A 15380-nucleotide genomic window follows, 5' to 3' on the forward strand; every position below is an offset into this window, starting at 1 on the left:
TCGGGTCAGCGGAGCAGGTAGATCACCGAGAACAGGATGATCCAGATCAGGTCGACGAAGTGCCAGTAGTACGACACCGCCATCGCCGTCACCGTCTGTTCTCGGGTGAAGGTTCGCGTCATGTAGGTGCGGGCCAGGGTGAACAGGAAGGCGAACAACCCTGCCAGCACGTGGATGCCGTGGAAGCCGGTGGCGAGGAAGAACGCCGAGAAGTAGACGTTGGACGAGATCGTCCAGCCCTCGTGGATCAGCTCGGCGTACTCGGTGACCTGGCCGGCGATGAAGACCGAGCCCATCAGGAAGGTCAGGATGTACCACTCGCGCATGCCCCACTGGGCGATGTTGAACAGGCTTCCGCTGCGCTTGACCTTGCCGTGTTCGGCGTTGTGGACGCCGATCTGGCAGGTGATCGACGAGAGCACCAGGATCGTGGTGTTCGCCAGCGCGAACGGGAAGTTCAGGTGGGTCGTCATCTGCGCCCACAGGGATTCCGAGGGGGTGGCTGCGAGGTCGTTGGTGAACTGACGGATCATGAAGTACGCCGCGAACAGTGCGGCGAAGAACATCAGGTCGCTGGCCAGCCAGATCCACGTACCCAACGGCACCAGCTCCGGACGTCCCGTCGGCTTGTGCATCCGCGCCGGGGCGATCGGATGCACGGCGCCATGGGGCACTGGGAGAGCACTGGACGTCCGCGGAGTAGTAGCCACGGGCTCATTATTGCCGCAAAAGCGCGACGGGGTCACCTCTGCGACCCACCCTTCCCGGAATGCGGATGGAACCCACCCCGATGTGACCTCGATCACAGCGCTTCTCGCCCGCGCCCACGAGCGCGGACGACTCCGTGAGAGGGCCCGTCCCAGGCGCGGGCGGGCGTGTCGTGCCCGCCCGGTCGGGTGTGAGCCCGACCAGTGGACCGGCGGCCTGTCGCACGCTGCCACAATGGCTGGCATGTCGTTGTCGTGGTCGGCCCTGTCGGTGATGCTCCCGTTGCACGCCAAGCCCGGCGACGACATCGTCCCGCTGGTCGGCTGGCGCTACGTGACCGGCTGGGAGTGGTCGTGGGGTGCAGGCGTGCCGATCGTGGTGATCGGGCTGGCCTACCTCTACGGGGTGTGGCGGCTGCACCGGCGTGGTGACCGCTGGCCGGTGCTGCGCACCATTGCCTGGATCTTCGGCATGGGCTGGTTGTCGATCGCCTCGTTCAGCTTCGTGGCCATCTACGACAACGTGCTGTTCTGGGTGCACATGGTGCAGCACATGATCCTGACCATGCTGGCGGGGGTGAACATCGCCCAAGCGGCCCCGGTCACCCTGCTGCTGCGCACCCTGCCGCCTCGTCCACACCGCTGGCTGCTGGCCGTTCTGCACTCGTGGGTGGCCAAGGTGCTGACCTTCCCGCCGTTGACCACGCTGGCGATGGTGGTCTACCCGTTCGCGCTCTACCCGACCGGGTTGTACGAGTACACCCTGCGCAACGACCTGGCCCACGACATCATGCACGCCTGGATGGTCTACATCGGCGTGGCCTTCTTCATCCCGATCCTGGGCGTCGACCCGGTGCCGGTGAAGCTGCCGCACCCGATCCGGCTGCTGCTGGTGTTCCTGACCATGCCGTTCCACGCCTTCATGGGCGTGATCATCATGGGCGCCAAGAAGTTGGTCGCCGAGGAGTGGTACCTGGGCTTCGAGCGCACCTGGGGGATCAGCCCCGAACGCGACCAGTCCTGGGCCGGCGGGATCCTGTGGGCCACCGGTGACTTGACCATGTTCTCGGTGATGAGCGCGCTGGCCGTGCAGTGGGTGCGCGACTCGCAACGGGAGGCCAGACGGGTCGACCGGGCCCTCGACCGCGAAGAGGCGCTGGCCGCCCGCCGCGCCGCGTCGTCCACCACCGCGACGTCGACCACCACGCCCGCTCACACGGCTGCCCAACTCGTCAGCACCGGATACGATGCCGATGACGACCCTGACCGCGCTGGTCAGGCCACCACCAGTCGTGAGGACGAGCGATGAGCAACAGCACCGAACCGCTCAGGGTTCTGGTCTACTCCGATGACCGCACCGTGCGCCAGGAGGTCAAGCTGGCCCTGGGGCGCCGGATCGCCGCAGACCTGAGCGAGGTCGAGGTGTTCGAGGTCGCGACCGGACCAGCGGCCATCCGCGCGCTCGACCAGGGTCGCTACGACGCCCTGATCTTCGACGGTGAAGCCACCCCCGAGGGCGGCATGGGGCTGGCCTACCAGATCAAGGACGAGATCCCGAACTGCCCGCCGGTGCTGCTGCTGGTGGCCCGGGTCGCTGACGCATGGCTGGCCACCTGGTCGAAGGCCGACGCGATCAGCGCCCACCCGGTCGACCCGGTGCAGCTTCCCGGCCAGTTGGCGCAGATGGTGCGTCGGGCCCGCTCGGGCGAGACCACCGGCGCCTACGCCGAACCGATCACCCAGTGAGCGCCGAGCAGCAGACCGAGGCCGCGCAGCCGTCGCTCACCTGGCCGCAGGTGCTGACCGGCCTGCTGCAGCGCGAGGACATGGACTCCTCGACGGCGCAGTGGGCGATGGACCAGATCCTGAGCGGCAGCGCCACGCCGGTGCAGATCGCGGGCTTCGCCGTGGCACTGCGGGCCAAGGGCGAGACTGTCGACGAGATCACCGGGCTCAGCGAGGGCATGCTCGCCCACGCCGCTGAGATCGAGCTCGACCGTGACGCCGTCGATGTCGTGGGCAGCGGTGGCGATCGCGCCAACACGGTGAACATCTCGACGATGGCCGCCATCGTGGCCGCCGCCGCCGGCGCCAAGGTGGTCAAGCACGGCAACCGTGCGGCCAGTTCGATGTGTGGCACCGCGGACTGCCTCGAGGAGCTGGGTGTGGCGCTCGAGGTGCCCGCCTCGGCACAGGCGGGGGTGCTCGCCGACGTCGGCATCACCTTCCTGTTCGCCGCGCTCTACCACCAGTCGCTGCGGCACTCAGCTGCAGCGCGGCGCGAGCTGGGCGTGCAGACCACCTTCAACTTCCTCGGTCCGCTGGCCAACCCGGCCAGGCCGCTGGCGCAGGCCGTCGGTGTGGCCAACCCGACGATGGCGCCCAAGATGGCCGGCGTCCTGGCTGCCCGTGGCACGCGAGGACTGGTCTTCCACGGCTCTGACGGTCTGGACGAGCTCACCACGACCACCACGTCGGACGTGTGGCTGTTCAACGGTGGACAGCTGGTGCAGACCACGATCAACCCGGCTGACCTGGGCATCAGCCCGGCCGCACCGGCAGACCTGGTCGGTGGCCCACCGGCCCACAACGCCCAGGTGGTGCGTGACGTGCTCGCCGGTCAGACCGGACCAGTGCGCGACATCGTCCTGCTGAATGCGGCGGCCGCGCTGCTCGCCCATGACGGGCCTGACCTCGACGGTGACCTGACCGAACAGCTGCGGGGCACCCTGCAGCGGGCCGGCGAGGCGGTCGACTCCGGAGCCGGCAATGCCCTGCTGGAGCGCTGGATCGAGCGCTCCCGGGCCGGTGTCGCCTGAGCAGCCGTCAAGGCATCAGGTCGGCCCAGGCCAACGCCAACCAAGGGCCTGCCCACAGCCAGGGCCCGTAGGCGAAGGCTGATCCCAACGGGTGGGGGCGTCGACGCCGCACCACGCTGGTGACCAGTCCCACAACGGCTCCGAGCGCGGTGCCGAGCAGCAGGCTCGTCCACCAGAACGCCCAGCCGTGCGCGCCGGCCAGTGCACCCAGGGTGAAGGCGAGCCGCACGTCGCCGAACCCGAAGGCGGAGCTGAACCGCCACACCAGCCAGAACAACCCTCCGGCTGCCAGCGCCCCCCCGAGTGCCGCCGATGCCACTGTCGTCCACGAGCCGCTTGCAGCCGCCGCCACCAGCCCTGCCACGACGAGACCGGTCAGCACCTGCTGCAGTCGAGCCGGCAGGTAGGTGGTCGCGAGGTCGACAGCGACCAGCACCAGACCCACCGAGCACCACGCCAGCCAGACCCAGGCCGCCGGCTGATCGTGCGTCCACCAGGCCAGCACCACGCTGAGTACCACCGTGGACACCCACCAGGGCCACCCCAGGCTGGCGTAAGGGCGTTTGCCCACCTCGGCCGCGTCGTCCGGCTCGGGCATCCGGTGCACCCAGAACCAGCTGGCCACCGTCGCGACCAGCGTCAGGACGACGGCCAGCGCGAGCGGGGGAGCGGACATGCTGCGAACGCTAGTGCCCGCCCGGCTCGACCCGGTCGTGACCTGTGGACGAAGACGCGGCCCGACCCCCGCTGTGGGGATCGGGCCGCTTCGCGGTCAGGTGAGGATCAGCGCTGGGCGCGGGTGAACCCGGCAGCCGTCGCGGCCTCCTCGGAGACGAACCAGACGTCGGCGTTGGTGCGGTCGTAGCCGCCCGATTCGGGCACGTGGTACTTCATCGAGCGCTCGTTGCCCTTGATGACGTAGCCCTCGGGCTTGTCATCGCCGATCCAGGAGCCCTCGCCATGACGAGTGGTGTCGGCCTGGTTGAACACCGGTCCACCCTCGGCCACCATCTCGTCGTCGGCCTCGCCCTCGGTCACCACGTCGGGTTCGGCGATCACGGCATCCTCGGCGACCGGGTCCTCGGTGGTGCCGGGGGCGGCGCCGTCGTCGTAGGCCTCGGTCGCGGTCGACTCGGTGACGTCCGCCACGGGGGCCTCAGGGGCATCGGCCTCGGGTGCCGCAGCGTCGTCGAGCAACGTCTCGGCCTTGGGGGTGTAGGCCGGGCTCGGCTGGTGTGCGGTCCAGCCCTCGTCCTTGCTGCCGAGGAACTGCTTCACGGCCACGGCGGCACCGGCGAGCAGTGCGGTGGCGGCGATCACCTTGGCGATGGTGCGTCCGACCTTGCCCTTGCGCTTCTTCTCGGGCAGGGCCAGGTCGCCACGCACGGCAGCCAAGGTCGCGGCGCCACGCTTCTCGGCCTCGCGCACTGCGGGGTGCTTCTCGGCCTCGTGCAGCAGGTCGACCAACTTGGGCATCAGGTCAGCCTGAACCTTGGCCTTGGCGGTGTCGACGGCCGGGCTGACCCGGTCGATCGCGTCGTGGACGTAGGGGTCGATGTTCTTGCGCGCCTTGTGGGCGAGGTCGGCCGAACGCTCCGCAGCCTGCTTGGCGGCAGGGGCGACCGAGTCGCGGGCGGCTTCGACATAGGGTGCCAGGAAGCTCACGGCCTCTTCGACGGCGAGCGCTGCGGTTTCGGCGGCGGAGTGCTGAGTCTTCTCGGCGGCCTTGCGCAGGTCCTTCTTGCGGGACACTTTTCCTCCGATGGGTTGAGTGTGTGCTCGTGATCGAGCCTGCTCGTGGTCGAGCGTTGATCCACGCTACTCGACCAACCAACAGCACCGCCCGGAGTTGGGGGCAGACTCAGGGTCGGCCATCACCCTCGGCTGAACCGACCACCCTTCAGGGTGGGGTCCTGGCGCTTCCCCCGCACCAAACTCGAGTCCCCGCCCCAACGTTGGTGCGGCAACTCGATTTTGGTGCGGACGAGCGCCCGCGATGGGTGCGGACGGGTGCCCGCGATGGGTGCGGGCGAGGTGGGTGAAGCGCCCTTGGAAGTGTGAGGCGACGCTGACGGCCGCTAGGCTCGTCCACTCAGGCACCTGAGCGGTGCACCCCTGTCGAGAGGAACAGACGTGGCCCAGGCCATCCTGCACACCAACCACGGTGACATCACCATCGACTTGTTCGAGGACCAGGCGCCCCAGACCGTCGCGAACTTCGTCGGCCTGGCGAACGGCACCAAGGAGTACACCCACGCAGAGACCGGCGAGCAGACCACCGGCCGGTTCTACGACGGGCTGATCTTCCACCGCATCATCTCGGGCTTCATGATCCAGGGCGGTTGCCCGCTCGGCGCCGGCTACGGCGGCCCCGGCTACCAGTTCGGCGACGAGTTCCACCCCGAACTGTCGTTCAACAAGCCCTACCTGCTGGCCATGGCCAACGCCGGCCCCGGCACCAACGGCTCGCAGTTCTTCATCACCGTCGCCCCGACCCCGCACCTCAACCGTCGCCACACCATCTTCGGTGAGGTTGCCGACGAGGAGTCCAAGAAGGTCGTGGACGAGATCGCCAGCGTGCGCACCGGCCGCCAGGACCGTCCGGTCGAGGACGTGGTGATCGAGAGCGTGGAGATCGCCTGAGTCGAGATCGCCTGAGTCGAGATCGCCCGAGTCGAGATCGCCCGAGTCGAGATCGCCTGAGGCGACTCGACCCGCAGACGTCGGGCCCGTCGGGGTGGCTGTTGCCGCCCCTGACGGGCCCGATTCTCGTCTGCCCCCGGATCAGCAGCAGGCAGGTACAGCAGCCGTGTTCAGCTGCCCAGTGAGAAGGCCGACTCCAAGTCGTGGCGTGAGTAGCTGCGGAAGGCGNGCAGGTACAGCAGCCGTGTTCAGCTGCCCAGTGAGAAGGCCGACTCCAAGTCGTGGCGTGAGTAGCTGCGGAAGGCGATGTGGGTCTCGGTCTCGAGCACGCCGGGCACCTTGTTGAGCCGGTCGGCGATCACCGAGGCGATCTGCTCGTGCTGGGCGACCCTGACCAGGCAGATCAGGTCGATCGACCCGGTCACCGAGTAGACCTCGCTCACACCGTCGATCGCGGCGATCTGCTCGGCCACCTCGGGGATCTGCGAGACGTCGGCCTGGACGAAGACGATGGCGGTGATCATGGCTCGATACTAGGGCTTCGACTGCGGCCGGGGTGCCCCGGCTGGAGGACCGCTCAGGCGCTGGCCAAGCCGGGTTCAGCCAGCGTCACGTCGGCCAGTGCGGTCAGGGCCCCCTCGGTGAGGCCGACGTGGGCGGGCCATGACCACTCGCCGTCCAGCTCGAGGAACCGGACGCCGGGCAGCTCGAGCCAACTGGCCACCCGCTCGCACTCCTCGACCGATCCCGCGGGCAGCCCTGCCACCGGCGCCGGCACGGTCTCGGCGGTGGCCACCGCCTCACGGGCCACGGCCTGGGGCACGCCGCCGTGGGGGCAGTGGGCGCTGGCGGCCAGTCGTCCGTACCTGATCACGTGCACCTCCCAGCCACTGTCGATGCGACGCGCCGCCACCATCTGCGCGCACCTGGCGACCGACTGGATGCGGTGCATGCGGCGTGTGGTCGCGGTGTAGGTGCCCAGCCGGCGGGTCAGCTCCGCGGCCTCCTCGAAGCGGTGCTGGGTGGCGAGCCGGCTGAGTCTGCCACCCACGGCGCGCACGACCGGGCGCACGTCGTTCTCGAGCGCGTGGCGCAACTGCTCGACCACCGTCGAGTACTCCTCGACCGCCGGGCCGAGTTCGCAGGGGGCGGGGCATCGTCCCATCTCACCCAGGGCGCAGGCGCCGCTGGGTCGCGAGGCCGACAACCGCTTGGTGCACTGGCGGATCGGGAACGTGTCGTAGAGCGCCAGACAGCCCTGCTCGGCGGCCTGACGGCTGCTGAACGGCCCCCAGTGCAGGGCATCGCCACTGACCTGCCGCACGATCGACAGCCGGGGGAACGGCTCTCGGGTCAGCCGCACCCACAGCACCCGGTCCTGCCGGCGCGAGCGCCGGTTGTAGCGGGGTGCGTGGGCCGAGATCATCCGCAGCTCGCGAACCTCGGCCTCCAGATCGGTGGCGCAGACCACGTGGCTGACGCCGGACGAGACCCGCACCATCTCGTCCATCCGTGGACGGGTCTCGGCCGCGGTGAAGTAGCTGCGCACCCGGCGGCGCAGGTTCACCGACTTGCCCACGTAGAGCACCTCACGCCGGGTGCCACCGGCGTCGTCGGGCAGGTCGGCGTGGAACCAGTAGACCCCGGGTGCCTCGGGCACCGTCGCGGCCCAAGTGCGCTTGGCGCGTCGTTGGGGTGAGACCTGGCGGGTGAACTCCTGCAGGTCCTCAAGCGTGTCGACGCCGAGGTTGCCCACCCGCTGCAGCAGCCCGTGCAGCACGTCGACGGTGGCGCGGGCGTCGGTGAGGGCACGGTGGTTGGGTTCGACCTCGGCGTGGAAGTAGGTCGCCAACGTGGCCAGCTTGCAGTTGGGCACCTCGTCGCGCAGCAGGGCCTGCCGGGCCAGGGCGACGGTGTCGACCACGGCGAACCCCGGCCAGGGATGGCCGAGGGCGGTGCAGGCCCGCTTGAGGAAGCCGGTGTCGAAGCCGGCGTTGTGAGCCACCAGCACCGACCCTCGGGCGAACTCCAGGAAGGCTGGCAGCACGCTGCCCAGCGGCGGGGCGTCGGCGACCATCTGGTTGGTGATGCCGGTGAGCACTGCGATCAGCGGTGGAATGTGGGTGGTCGGTCTCACCAGGGTCTGGAACTCGCCGAGCACCTTGCCGCCGCGCACCTTGACCGCGCCGATCTCGGTGATGCTGCAGTCGATGCCACCGCCGGTGGTCTCGAGGTCGACGACCACGAAGGTCACCTGCGAGAGGTGTTGACCGAGGTCGTCGAAGCTCGGCTGGCTGGGCCTCTCGCCAGGTCTGGCCGGGTGCGTCGTGACGGGCATGCAGGCAAGCTAGGGCGAGCCACTGACACTTCGTGCAGGCTTTGCGTGCAGGCGGTCTGCTCGCTCTGCCCGGTGGGGGGACGAAGATGCGGCTGAGAATCTCCGGTGAGACTTGGGCGGGCGTGGCAGCAGGCGTACCTTCGCAAGACGTGGGCCTCACTTCCACCTCGCTCCTCGTCCTCGTGGCCACCGCGGCGCTGGCCATCCCGCTCGTCCTCGGATGGGTGAGGTGGCGTCGTCGCGTTCGCGGCAGGGCCGGGCTGGGGGCGCTGGGCACCGTGCTCGCGGTGCTGCTCGCACAGTTCGGCGCCGGAGCGTCGATGGGTGGCTACTTCCACCCGATGTACGCCGACCCCCGGTTGGCCGCGGACAGGGCGCTGGTTGACCGCTACTCGATCCTGCCCATGGTCAAGGGTGGGCACACCGCCGGGGCCCAGTTCCTCACCATCGTGAGCAAGCTCGACAAGTCCGCATGGGGTGACCCGGTGGGAGACCCGCAGGGTAGGGGGCCGGACACCGGACTGTTCGTCCAGCACGCCAGGACGTTGCCGGGCATGGCGTTGCTGATCATGGACTCCGGTGGCCACACCTACGACACCTACCTGAGGCTCATTGCCCCAGGTGCTGGAGTGGTTCGGGGAGCGCGGCCTGTGAGCAGCGGGCGCCTGCTGACGGTTTTGTCAGGGGCGACTGCTGCACTGAGGGCATGGATCCCTTGATCGTCGACTGCGGCACCTGCGAGATGCGCGACCTGGCCTGTTCGGACTGCCTGATGACGGCGCTGCTCGGCGGACCGCCGGTCAGCGCCCACGAGTTCTCCGGTGAGGAGGCGGGCGCCATGGGCGCCCTGGCCATGGGCGGGCTGTTGCCACCGCTCCGGCTGGTCGAGAGGCTCGAGCCCGTCTTCGACGACCGCGGGGACGACCTCGGCTCGCAGGCCATGTGAGGCCCTGGTCGGACAGCCGACCGGGCTGCGCGAATCGCGCCCGAAGATTGGATTAGCGCCTGAGATTCGCCTAAGCTTTTCTCAGTCTGGCCGTGACCCGCTCGGCCGACACCACGACGAAGCCAGCCAATGTGCCGGTGACAAGGAGCGAAGGTGACTTCACTGCGGACTTCCGTGGGCAATCGAGTGGCTGGTACCGCCGTGGCCTTCCTGGCTGCCGCTGGTCTGGTGATGCAGGCAGCCCCTGCCCAGGCCGAGCCCGACACCGTGAAGGAAGCACAGAAGGCTCTGGAGAAGCTCGAGCAGGAGCACTCCGTGCTCGATCTGCAGTACGCCAAGCTCGAGGACCAGCTCACCAAGGCGAACAAGCAGGTCGCCACCCTCACCAAGGACCTCTCCGCGCAGGAGTCGAAGGTCTCGTCGATGAAGGGTGTCGTCGCCCGGATCGCCCTCACCCAGCACCAGCGTGGCTCACTCGGCCAGGCCGCCCAGTTGCTCGCCTCGCCCGATGACGCCTCGTTCATGAAGCAGCTGGCCACCCTCGAGAGCGTCAGCACCCGCAGCCAGGGGCTCGTCCAGCAGTACCAGGTCGAGCAGGCCAAGGTCAACCAGACCAAGGCCGACCTGGTCACCAAGCGCAACGAGATCGCCACCGCCAAGCAGGAGCAGGCCAAGATCATCAGTGGCCACGAGGCCAAGGAGGCCGAGGCCAAGAAGCTGCTCGACAAGCTCACCAAGCAGGAGCAGGAGCGCCTGGCCCGCCTGCAGGCCGAGAAGGCCGAGGCCCAGCGCCGCGCCATCGCCGCCCGTGAGGCCGCAGCGAACTCACGTTCGGCCAACCGCACCTCGACCACCTCACCGAGCCGCTCGAGCTCTTCGAACTCGAAGACCACCACGCCACCGAAGAAGGACGAGGCGCCGGCCCCCGCACCGGCCGGCAGCCGCGCCCAGACCGCGGTGAACGCCGCGCTAAGCCGCCTCGGCTACCAGTACGTCTCCGGTGGCACCGGCCCGTCGGTGTTCGACTGCTCGGGCCTGATGGTCTGGTCGTACCGCCAGGCCGGCATCTCGCTGCCGCGCACCTCTCAGGCGCAGTACGGCGCCGGTGTCAGGGTGAGCGCCAGCCAGTTGCAGCCGGGTGACCTGGTCTTCTACTACAGCGGCATCAGCCACGTCGGCATGTACATCGGCAACGGCAAGATCGTCCACGCCGCCAACCCGCGCACCGACGTCAACATCACCAGCCTGTACTCGATGCCCTTCATGGGGGCCCGGCGAGTCGGCTGAGGCCTGAGGTTCGCAACGGCCTGCTCGGGCTAGGGTGTCTGGCGTGCTGAGCATCGGGATCGACATCGGCGGAACCAAGGTGGCCGCCGGGGTGGTCACTCCCGACGGCGAGATCCTGCGCCGTGTGCAACTGCCGACACCCTCGCACAGCGCCCCCGAGGTCGAGAACGCCATCTGCTCGATCGTCGCCGAGCTGTCCAAGACCCATCGGGTCGCCTCGGTCGGCATCGGTGCGGCCGGCTGGGTCGACACCGACCAGGCAGTGGTGCGCTTCTCGCCCCACCTGGCCTGGCGCAACGAACCCCTCAAACAGCGCCTGAGCAGCCGGATCGCGCTGCCCGTGCTGGTCGACAACGACGCCAACGCCGCCGCGTGGGCCGAGTACCGATTCGGGTCGGGGCGCTCGTCCAGCGTGATGGTCTGCGTCACCCTCGGCACCGGCATCGGCGGGGCCATGGTGATGAACGGCCGGTTGTTCCGCGGCCGCTACGGCATGGCCGGGGAGTTCGGCCACATGCTCATCGTCCCAGAGGGTCACTGGTGCCCCTGCGGCAACCGCGGCTGCTGGGAGCAGTACGCCTCGGGCAACGCGCTGGTGCGTGACGCCAAGTCTCTGATCGCGGCCAAGGCGCCGCAGTCAGCCACGCTGTTGGCAGCGGCCCCCGACGGCAACCCCGAGCGACTCACCGGTCCTGACATCACCGCTGCAGCGGTGGGTGGTGACCCGGTGGCCCGCGAGTTGATCGCCGACGTCGGCACCTGGCTCGGGCGAGGCCTGGCCAACCTGGCTGCCGCCATCGACCCCGACCTGTTCGTGATCGGCGGGGGAGTCAGCGCCTCAGGTGACCTGCTGCTCGAGCCGACCCGGGCCGCCTTCGAGCGCACCCTGACTGGACGAGGGTTCCGCCCGGTCGCGCGCATCTCGGTGGCCACCTTCCGCAACGATGCCGGCCTGGTCGGTGCCGCCGACCTCGCCAGGCACTCGATCGTCGAGCCCCCCGGTGTGGCCCGAGGGTTCTGGCCGCGCCGCCGCAGCAGCCGCCCGCGTCGAGTTCGGCTGCGTGACCTGATGGCGGTCGAGGGCACACGCCCCGAGCGCGAGCGCCGGCTCGAGCGGCGCACCGAGCGCCTGCTGGGCGCTCCCCGCGACCAGGGCTGAGGCGCGACCAGGGCTGAGGCGCGACCCGGGCTGAGGCGCGACCAGGGCTGAGGCGCGACCAGATCTGAAGCGCCCCCACGCTCCGGTGCTGTGGCGAGGCAGTTCTGCCGACCGGCCGCTCGCTACACCTGGGCGCCCGGCTGGTCGTCCTCGTCGGGATGCCGGTTCAACGCCACCCACATCAGCACCGCCACGCCACCGACCATCCCGGCCACGGCCAGCCACACCAGCCAGCGGTCCAGACCCATGCCGAACAGCACCAGGAACAACAGGATCAGTCCACCGACCGAGGTGAGGAAGCCCAGCAGCACCGGCAGCGACCAACTGGACTGCTGACGCGGCACCTCGCGGTAGTCGACGTCGTCGTCCAGCCACAGGTCGAAGTTCTGATCAACCGGCGGTGGTGCGGGCGGTGGCGGGCTAGAGGGCGCCGGGCTGGGGGAGGCCTGAGTGGGGCTGACCTGAGGCGCCACCTCGGGCACCCCACGCCCGCGCGTGGTCTCACCGAACTGCCTCTCGACCAGTTCAGCGAAGCGGCGGTCGACCTCATCCGGGTCGCTGGGGTGCGTCACAATGTCCACAGTAGGCCGAGGGATGCCACGATGGGGGTGGCCGGACCACCGATGTGGTCACCGTCGAAGCGTGAGCTCGCGCGGGTGTGGGCCCGGAGGGAGAAGTCGACAGGTGTGGTACGCGTTCTTCAAGTACGGATTCGTGCGGCCCTGGTCGAAGCTGCTCTTCCAGCCCACGATCACCGGTGAGGAGAACATCCCGCCCCAAGGGGCGATCATGGCCGCCAACCACATCGGTACCGGCGAGACCTTCCTGCTGCCGGCACTGATCACCCGGCCCATGGTGTTCCCGGCCAAGGCCGAACTGTTCCTGGGCAAGGGCAGCCTCAAGGCCAAGGCCGTCGCCTGGTTCCTCAAGGCGGTCGGCCAGGTGCCCATGGACAGGTCAGGGGGACGCGCCAGCGCCGCCGGCCTCACCCCGATCAACGAGGTGCTGCGTGACGGCGGCCTGGTCGGGATCTTCCCCGAGGGCAGCCGCTCACCCGACGGCAACCTCTACAAGGGCAAGACCGGCGTCGCCAGGATGGCGCTGGAGAACGACGTGCCGGTCGTCCCGGTGGGCATGCGCGACACCGGCTTCACCAAGGGACCGCTGGGCATCACCACCATCTGGCGGCCCCACATCACCATCGGCGCGCCACTGCGATTCAGCGAGCTCGCCGGCCGGCAGGGTGAGCTCAAGGTGCTGCGCCAGGTCACCGACGAGGTGATGGCCGCCATTCAGCAACTCACCGGCCAGACCTACGTCGACGTCTACTCGACCCGGGTGAAGTTCGGCGACCTCAAGGGCGCCGACCTCACCCCCCACATGCTCGAGCACCCGGGTGCTGCTCGTCCCCAGGCCGAGAGCCCTGGCGACGACCGCCCGGCCGACGGGGGGCAGTGAGCGGTGCCCCGACTGCCCCGCGCGCTCAGGCGCACTGCCTCGTCCCTGACCGGGCGGGCTCTGGCCACGGTCGGCAACCCGCTGATCGCGGCGCAGACCGAGGTGGAGGGCATCGAGAACGTGCCGACCTCGGGTCCGGTCGTGATCGCCAGCCACCACGGTGGGCTGCTCGACAACAGGCTGATCAACGCCACCTCCCCACGACGGCTGACCACCATCACGGTCTCGGCGCGACCTCCGGCCCAGAGCCCCACGGCCCAGACCCCGTGGCAGGCCAGGGACGACGACGACCTCGACGACGCGCTGGCCAGGCTCAGCCAGGGGCAGGCCCTGCTGGTCTTCCCCGAAGGAGCCACCTCGCCCGACGGGGCGGTGCACAAGGGACGAGCCGGGCTCGGGGCGCTGCTGCTGCTCGCCAAGGTGCCGGTGGTGCCTGCCGTGGTCATCACCCGTGGGCTGAACTCGACCATCCGCTTCGGTGAGCCACTGGACTTCAGCCGCCACCACGGCCTGCCGATCGACCGGACCCTGGCCAGGGGCGTCACCGACGAAGTGATGGCGGCCATCTGCACGCTGGGTGAGGTCGACTACCGCGACTCGTCCACCGCCGCCGCCCGCGACCAGCACCGCGAACAGGCCCGGCTGCGCCGGCAGGGACGCCGACTGGCTGCCGCCGCCCAGCGCGAGGCCGATCGGGCAGCCGTCCAGCGGCACCGACAGATGGTCGCCGACGAAGTCGAGGACCTGGCCCGACGCGCCGCCGAAGCGGCCGAGCAGGCCCGCCGCCATGCTGAGGAGGCCGCTCGACGCGACCAGAACGCCCCGGCGACGCAGGTGTCCGCGAGTGAGGTCGCCGAAGGACCGGGTCGTGCCGAACTCTGAGCCGCAGTGGAGCAGCGAGTACCGCCTGCTGCGCTCGACCTACAACACCCTGTCGTGGCTGCGGGTGGCGCTGGCCCTGCACGCCGCCCTGGTCAACGCCCTGCGCTGGGATGCCCTGGTGGTCCCGGGTCTGGCCGGGGCGGTGATGATCAGCTGGAGCCTGATCATGCACTGGATGGACTCCCGTGGGCGAGGACGGACTGTTCCCATGCTGGTCACCGAGTTCCTGCTTGGCATCACGCTGCTGGGTCTGTCGCCTGTGCTGCTGTCGGGCGGGGGAGAACAGCTGATGCCGATCACCGTGTTCTGGCCGGTGATCTCTCCGTTGGCGCTCGCGCTCACGTTCGGCGTGCGCTACGGCATCCTCGCCGGCGCCCTGATGGGCATGGTGCAGTTCCTCGAACAGCCCACGCGGCAGTCGCCCGCCCTGAGTGCCGGCATCGGTCTGGTGCTGCTGGTCTGGGGTGTGGGGCGTCTGGTCGGTCAGCTGCGCGCCACCATCGCCCAGCGTGACGCCACCTTGGCCAGGGCCGCCGTTCTGGCCGAGCGCGACCGGATGGCCCGCATCGTCCACGACGGAGCCCTGCAGGTGCTGTCACTGGTCGAGCGGGAGGCCCCCGAGCTGGGACCCCGCGGTGCCCGGCTGGCCCGGCTGGCGCTCAACCAGGAGGTTCAGCTGCGCGCCGCCCTGCAGGACCGCAGCGTTCCGCAGGCCGGCGAAGAGGTGGTCAACGAGAGCACCGAGGTCGACGTCACCCCGATGATGGGGGCGCACGGCAGCGACCGCGTCACCGTCTCGATGATGGCCGGCCAGGTGTTCCTGCCGCGAGGCAAGGCGATCGAGCTCGAGGCTGCTGTGCAGCAGGTGCTGCTCAACGTACGGCGCCATGCCGGTGAGGAGGCCAAGGCCTGGGTGCTGGTCGAGGAGACCGATGACGAGCTGGTGGTCTCGATCCGCGACAACGGTGTGGGCATGTCACGCGACGAGCTGGCCACCGCGATGAACTCCAACCGGATGGGCATGCGTGCGTCGATCCTGGGCCGTATCGAGACCTTGGGGGGAAAGGCCACCGTCAAGACGCAACCCTCTCGTGGGCTTGAATGGGAGCTGAGGGTTCCGAAGTGAGGTTGACGAGGTGAG

General features: G+C 69.5%; 16 protein-coding genes and 1 pseudogene. 11 read left to right on the forward strand and 6 right to left on the reverse strand.

Translation table 11 applies throughout. The features are described from left to right. Positions 1 to 5 precede the first annotated feature (5 nt). Entirely contained in the window at positions 6 to 659 is a 654-nt protein-coding gene (gene ctaE, locus IE660_RS14950; RefSeq protein WP_456237017.1) for an aa3-type cytochrome oxidase subunit III, read from the reverse strand. 292 nt (positions 660 to 951) lie between these two features. On the opposite strand from ctaE, the gene IE660_RS14955 reads away from it, so the two are divergent. Genes IE660_RS14955 through trpD form a run of 3 tightly spaced genes read left to right on the forward strand, consistent with a single transcriptional unit; the run spans position 952 to position 3526 of the window. Continuing rightward, positions 952 to 2016, forward strand: a complete 1065-nt coding sequence (locus IE660_RS14955; RefSeq protein ID WP_235998140.1) for a cytochrome c oxidase assembly protein — start codon at positions 952 to 954, stop codon at positions 2014 to 2016. Further along, positions 2013 to 2453, forward strand: coding sequence for a DNA-binding transcriptional response regulator (locus IE660_RS14960; RefSeq protein WP_203569183.1), 441 nt, complete (start codon positions 2013 to 2015; stop codon positions 2451 to 2453). The genes IE660_RS14955 and IE660_RS14960 overlap by 4 nt, the downstream gene beginning before the upstream one ends. Continuing rightward, positions 2450 to 3526 carry an anthranilate phosphoribosyltransferase gene (trpD, locus tag IE660_RS14965; protein WP_203569218.1) on the forward strand — a complete coding sequence of 359 codons (1077 nt, stop codon included), beginning with the start codon at positions 2450 to 2452 and terminating at the stop codon, positions 3524 to 3526. Before IE660_RS14960 ends, trpD begins: the two co-directional genes overlap by 4 nt. A 7-nt stretch (positions 3527 to 3533) precedes the next feature. Here trpD and IE660_RS14970 read toward each other — a convergent pair whose 3' ends face one another. Both IE660_RS14970 and IE660_RS16675 read right to left on the reverse strand, forming a co-directional pair. Beyond that, positions 3534 to 4202 (reverse strand): prepilin peptidase, encoded by a 669-nt coding sequence (locus IE660_RS14970; protein WP_203569184.1) that lies wholly within the window; start codon positions 4200 to 4202, stop codon positions 3534 to 3536. A 107-nt stretch (positions 4203 to 4309) separates the two neighbouring features. Continuing rightward, positions 4310 to 4477: pseudogene (locus IE660_RS16675) on the reverse strand (sunset domain-containing protein); the annotation flags it as partial. A 1182-nt stretch (positions 4478 to 5659) separates the two neighbouring features. Between IE660_RS16675 and IE660_RS14980 the strand changes: the two are divergent. Then, positions 5660 to 6169 carry a peptidylprolyl isomerase gene (locus IE660_RS14980; protein ID WP_203569186.1) on the forward strand — a complete coding sequence of 170 codons (510 nt, stop codon included), beginning with the start codon at positions 5660 to 5662 and terminating at the stop codon, positions 6167 to 6169. A 248-nt stretch (positions 6170 to 6417) separates the two neighbouring features. Here the strand turns inward: IE660_RS14980 and IE660_RS14985 are convergent, their stop codons facing one another. After that, positions 6418 to 6693 carry an Lrp/AsnC family transcriptional regulator gene (locus tag IE660_RS14985; RefSeq protein WP_203569187.1) on the reverse strand — a complete coding sequence of 92 codons (276 nt, stop codon included), beginning with the start codon at positions 6691 to 6693 and terminating at the stop codon, positions 6418 to 6420. 53 nt (positions 6694 to 6746) lie between these two features. Continuing rightward, complete coding sequence (locus tag IE660_RS14990) at positions 6747 to 8507, reverse strand: DEDD exonuclease domain-containing protein (RefSeq protein WP_203569188.1); 1761 nt, start codon at positions 8505 to 8507, stop codon at positions 6747 to 6749. A gap of 149 nt (positions 8508 to 8656) precedes the next feature. Here IE660_RS14990 and IE660_RS14995 point away from each other — a divergent pair, with 149 nt between their 5' ends. The 4 genes from IE660_RS14995 (at position 8657) to IE660_RS15010 (ending at position 11899) form a co-directional block, all read left to right on the forward strand. Then, positions 8657 to 9226, forward strand: a complete 570-nt coding sequence (locus tag IE660_RS14995; protein ID WP_203569189.1) for a hypothetical protein — start codon at positions 8657 to 8659, stop codon at positions 9224 to 9226. Then, on the forward strand, positions 9214 to 9453 hold the full coding sequence (locus tag IE660_RS15000) for a hypothetical protein (RefSeq protein WP_203569190.1): 240 nt from the start codon (positions 9214 to 9216) through the stop codon (positions 9451 to 9453). The genes IE660_RS14995 and IE660_RS15000 overlap by 13 nt, the downstream gene beginning before the upstream one ends. A 153-nt stretch (positions 9454 to 9606) precedes the next feature. Beyond that, complete coding sequence (locus IE660_RS15005) at positions 9607 to 10740, forward strand: C40 family peptidase (protein ID WP_203569191.1); 1134 nt, start codon at positions 9607 to 9609, stop codon at positions 10738 to 10740. Between the two features lie 43 nt (positions 10741 to 10783). Further along, positions 10784 to 11899, forward strand: a complete 1116-nt coding sequence (locus IE660_RS15010; RefSeq protein WP_203569192.1) for an ROK family glucokinase — start codon at positions 10784 to 10786, stop codon at positions 11897 to 11899. A gap of 122 nt (positions 11900 to 12021) precedes the next feature. Here IE660_RS15010 and IE660_RS15015 read toward each other — a convergent pair whose 3' ends face one another. Continuing rightward, entirely contained in the window at positions 12022 to 12471 is a 450-nt protein-coding gene (locus tag IE660_RS15015; protein ID WP_203569193.1) for a hypothetical protein, read from the reverse strand. A gap of 112 nt (positions 12472 to 12583) precedes the next feature. Between IE660_RS15015 and IE660_RS15020 the strand changes: the two genes are divergently transcribed. Genes IE660_RS15020 through IE660_RS16495 form a run of 3 tightly spaced genes read left to right on the forward strand, consistent with a single transcriptional unit; the run spans position 12584 to position 15365 of the window. Then, entirely contained in the window at positions 12584 to 13357 is a 774-nt protein-coding gene (locus tag IE660_RS15020) for a lysophospholipid acyltransferase family protein (protein ID WP_328701990.1), read from the forward strand. A 3-nt stretch (positions 13358 to 13360) separates the two neighbouring features. Then, on the forward strand, positions 13361 to 14239 hold the full coding sequence (locus tag IE660_RS15025; protein WP_203569195.1) for a 1-acyl-sn-glycerol-3-phosphate acyltransferase: 879 nt from the start codon (positions 13361 to 13363) through the stop codon (positions 14237 to 14239). Next, complete coding sequence (locus IE660_RS16495; protein ID WP_203569196.1) at positions 14226 to 15365, forward strand: sensor histidine kinase; 1140 nt, start codon at positions 14226 to 14228, stop codon at positions 15363 to 15365. The genes IE660_RS15025 and IE660_RS16495 overlap by 14 nt, the downstream gene beginning before the upstream one ends. The last annotated feature ends 15 nt before the right edge of the window (positions 15366 to 15380 follow it).

The organism is Aestuariimicrobium ganziense, from assembly GCF_015352975.1.
In the GTDB taxonomy this organism is placed as follows: Bacteria; Actinomycetota; Actinomycetes; order Propionibacteriales; family Propionibacteriaceae; genus Aestuariimicrobium; species Aestuariimicrobium ganziense.

What these genes read in the sequence shown, in the direction of transcription:
- IE660_RS14985 (WP_203569187.1), bottom strand. Translation starts at nt 6,693, where the DNA reads ATGATCACCGCCATCGTCTTCGTCCAGGCCGACGTCTCGCAGATCCCC.
- IE660_RS14955 (WP_235998140.1), top strand. Translation starts at nt 952, where the DNA reads ATGTCGTTGTCGTGGTCGGCCCTGTCGGTGATGCTCCCGTTGCACGCC.
- IE660_RS14960 (WP_203569183.1), top strand. Translation starts at nt 2,013, where the DNA reads ATGAGCAACAGCACCGAACCGCTCAGGGTTCTGGTCTACTCCGATGAC.
- IE660_RS15000 (WP_203569190.1), top strand. Translation starts at nt 9,214, where the DNA reads ATGGATCCCTTGATCGTCGACTGCGGCACCTGCGAGATGCGCGACCTG.
- IE660_RS14970 (WP_203569184.1), bottom strand. Translation starts at nt 4,202, where the DNA reads ATGTCCGCTCCCCCGCTCGCGCTGGCCGTCGTCCTGACGCTGGTCGCG.
- IE660_RS14990 (WP_203569188.1), bottom strand. Translation starts at nt 8,507, where the DNA reads ATGCCCGTCACGACGCACCCGGCCAGACCTGGCGAGAGGCCCAGCCAG.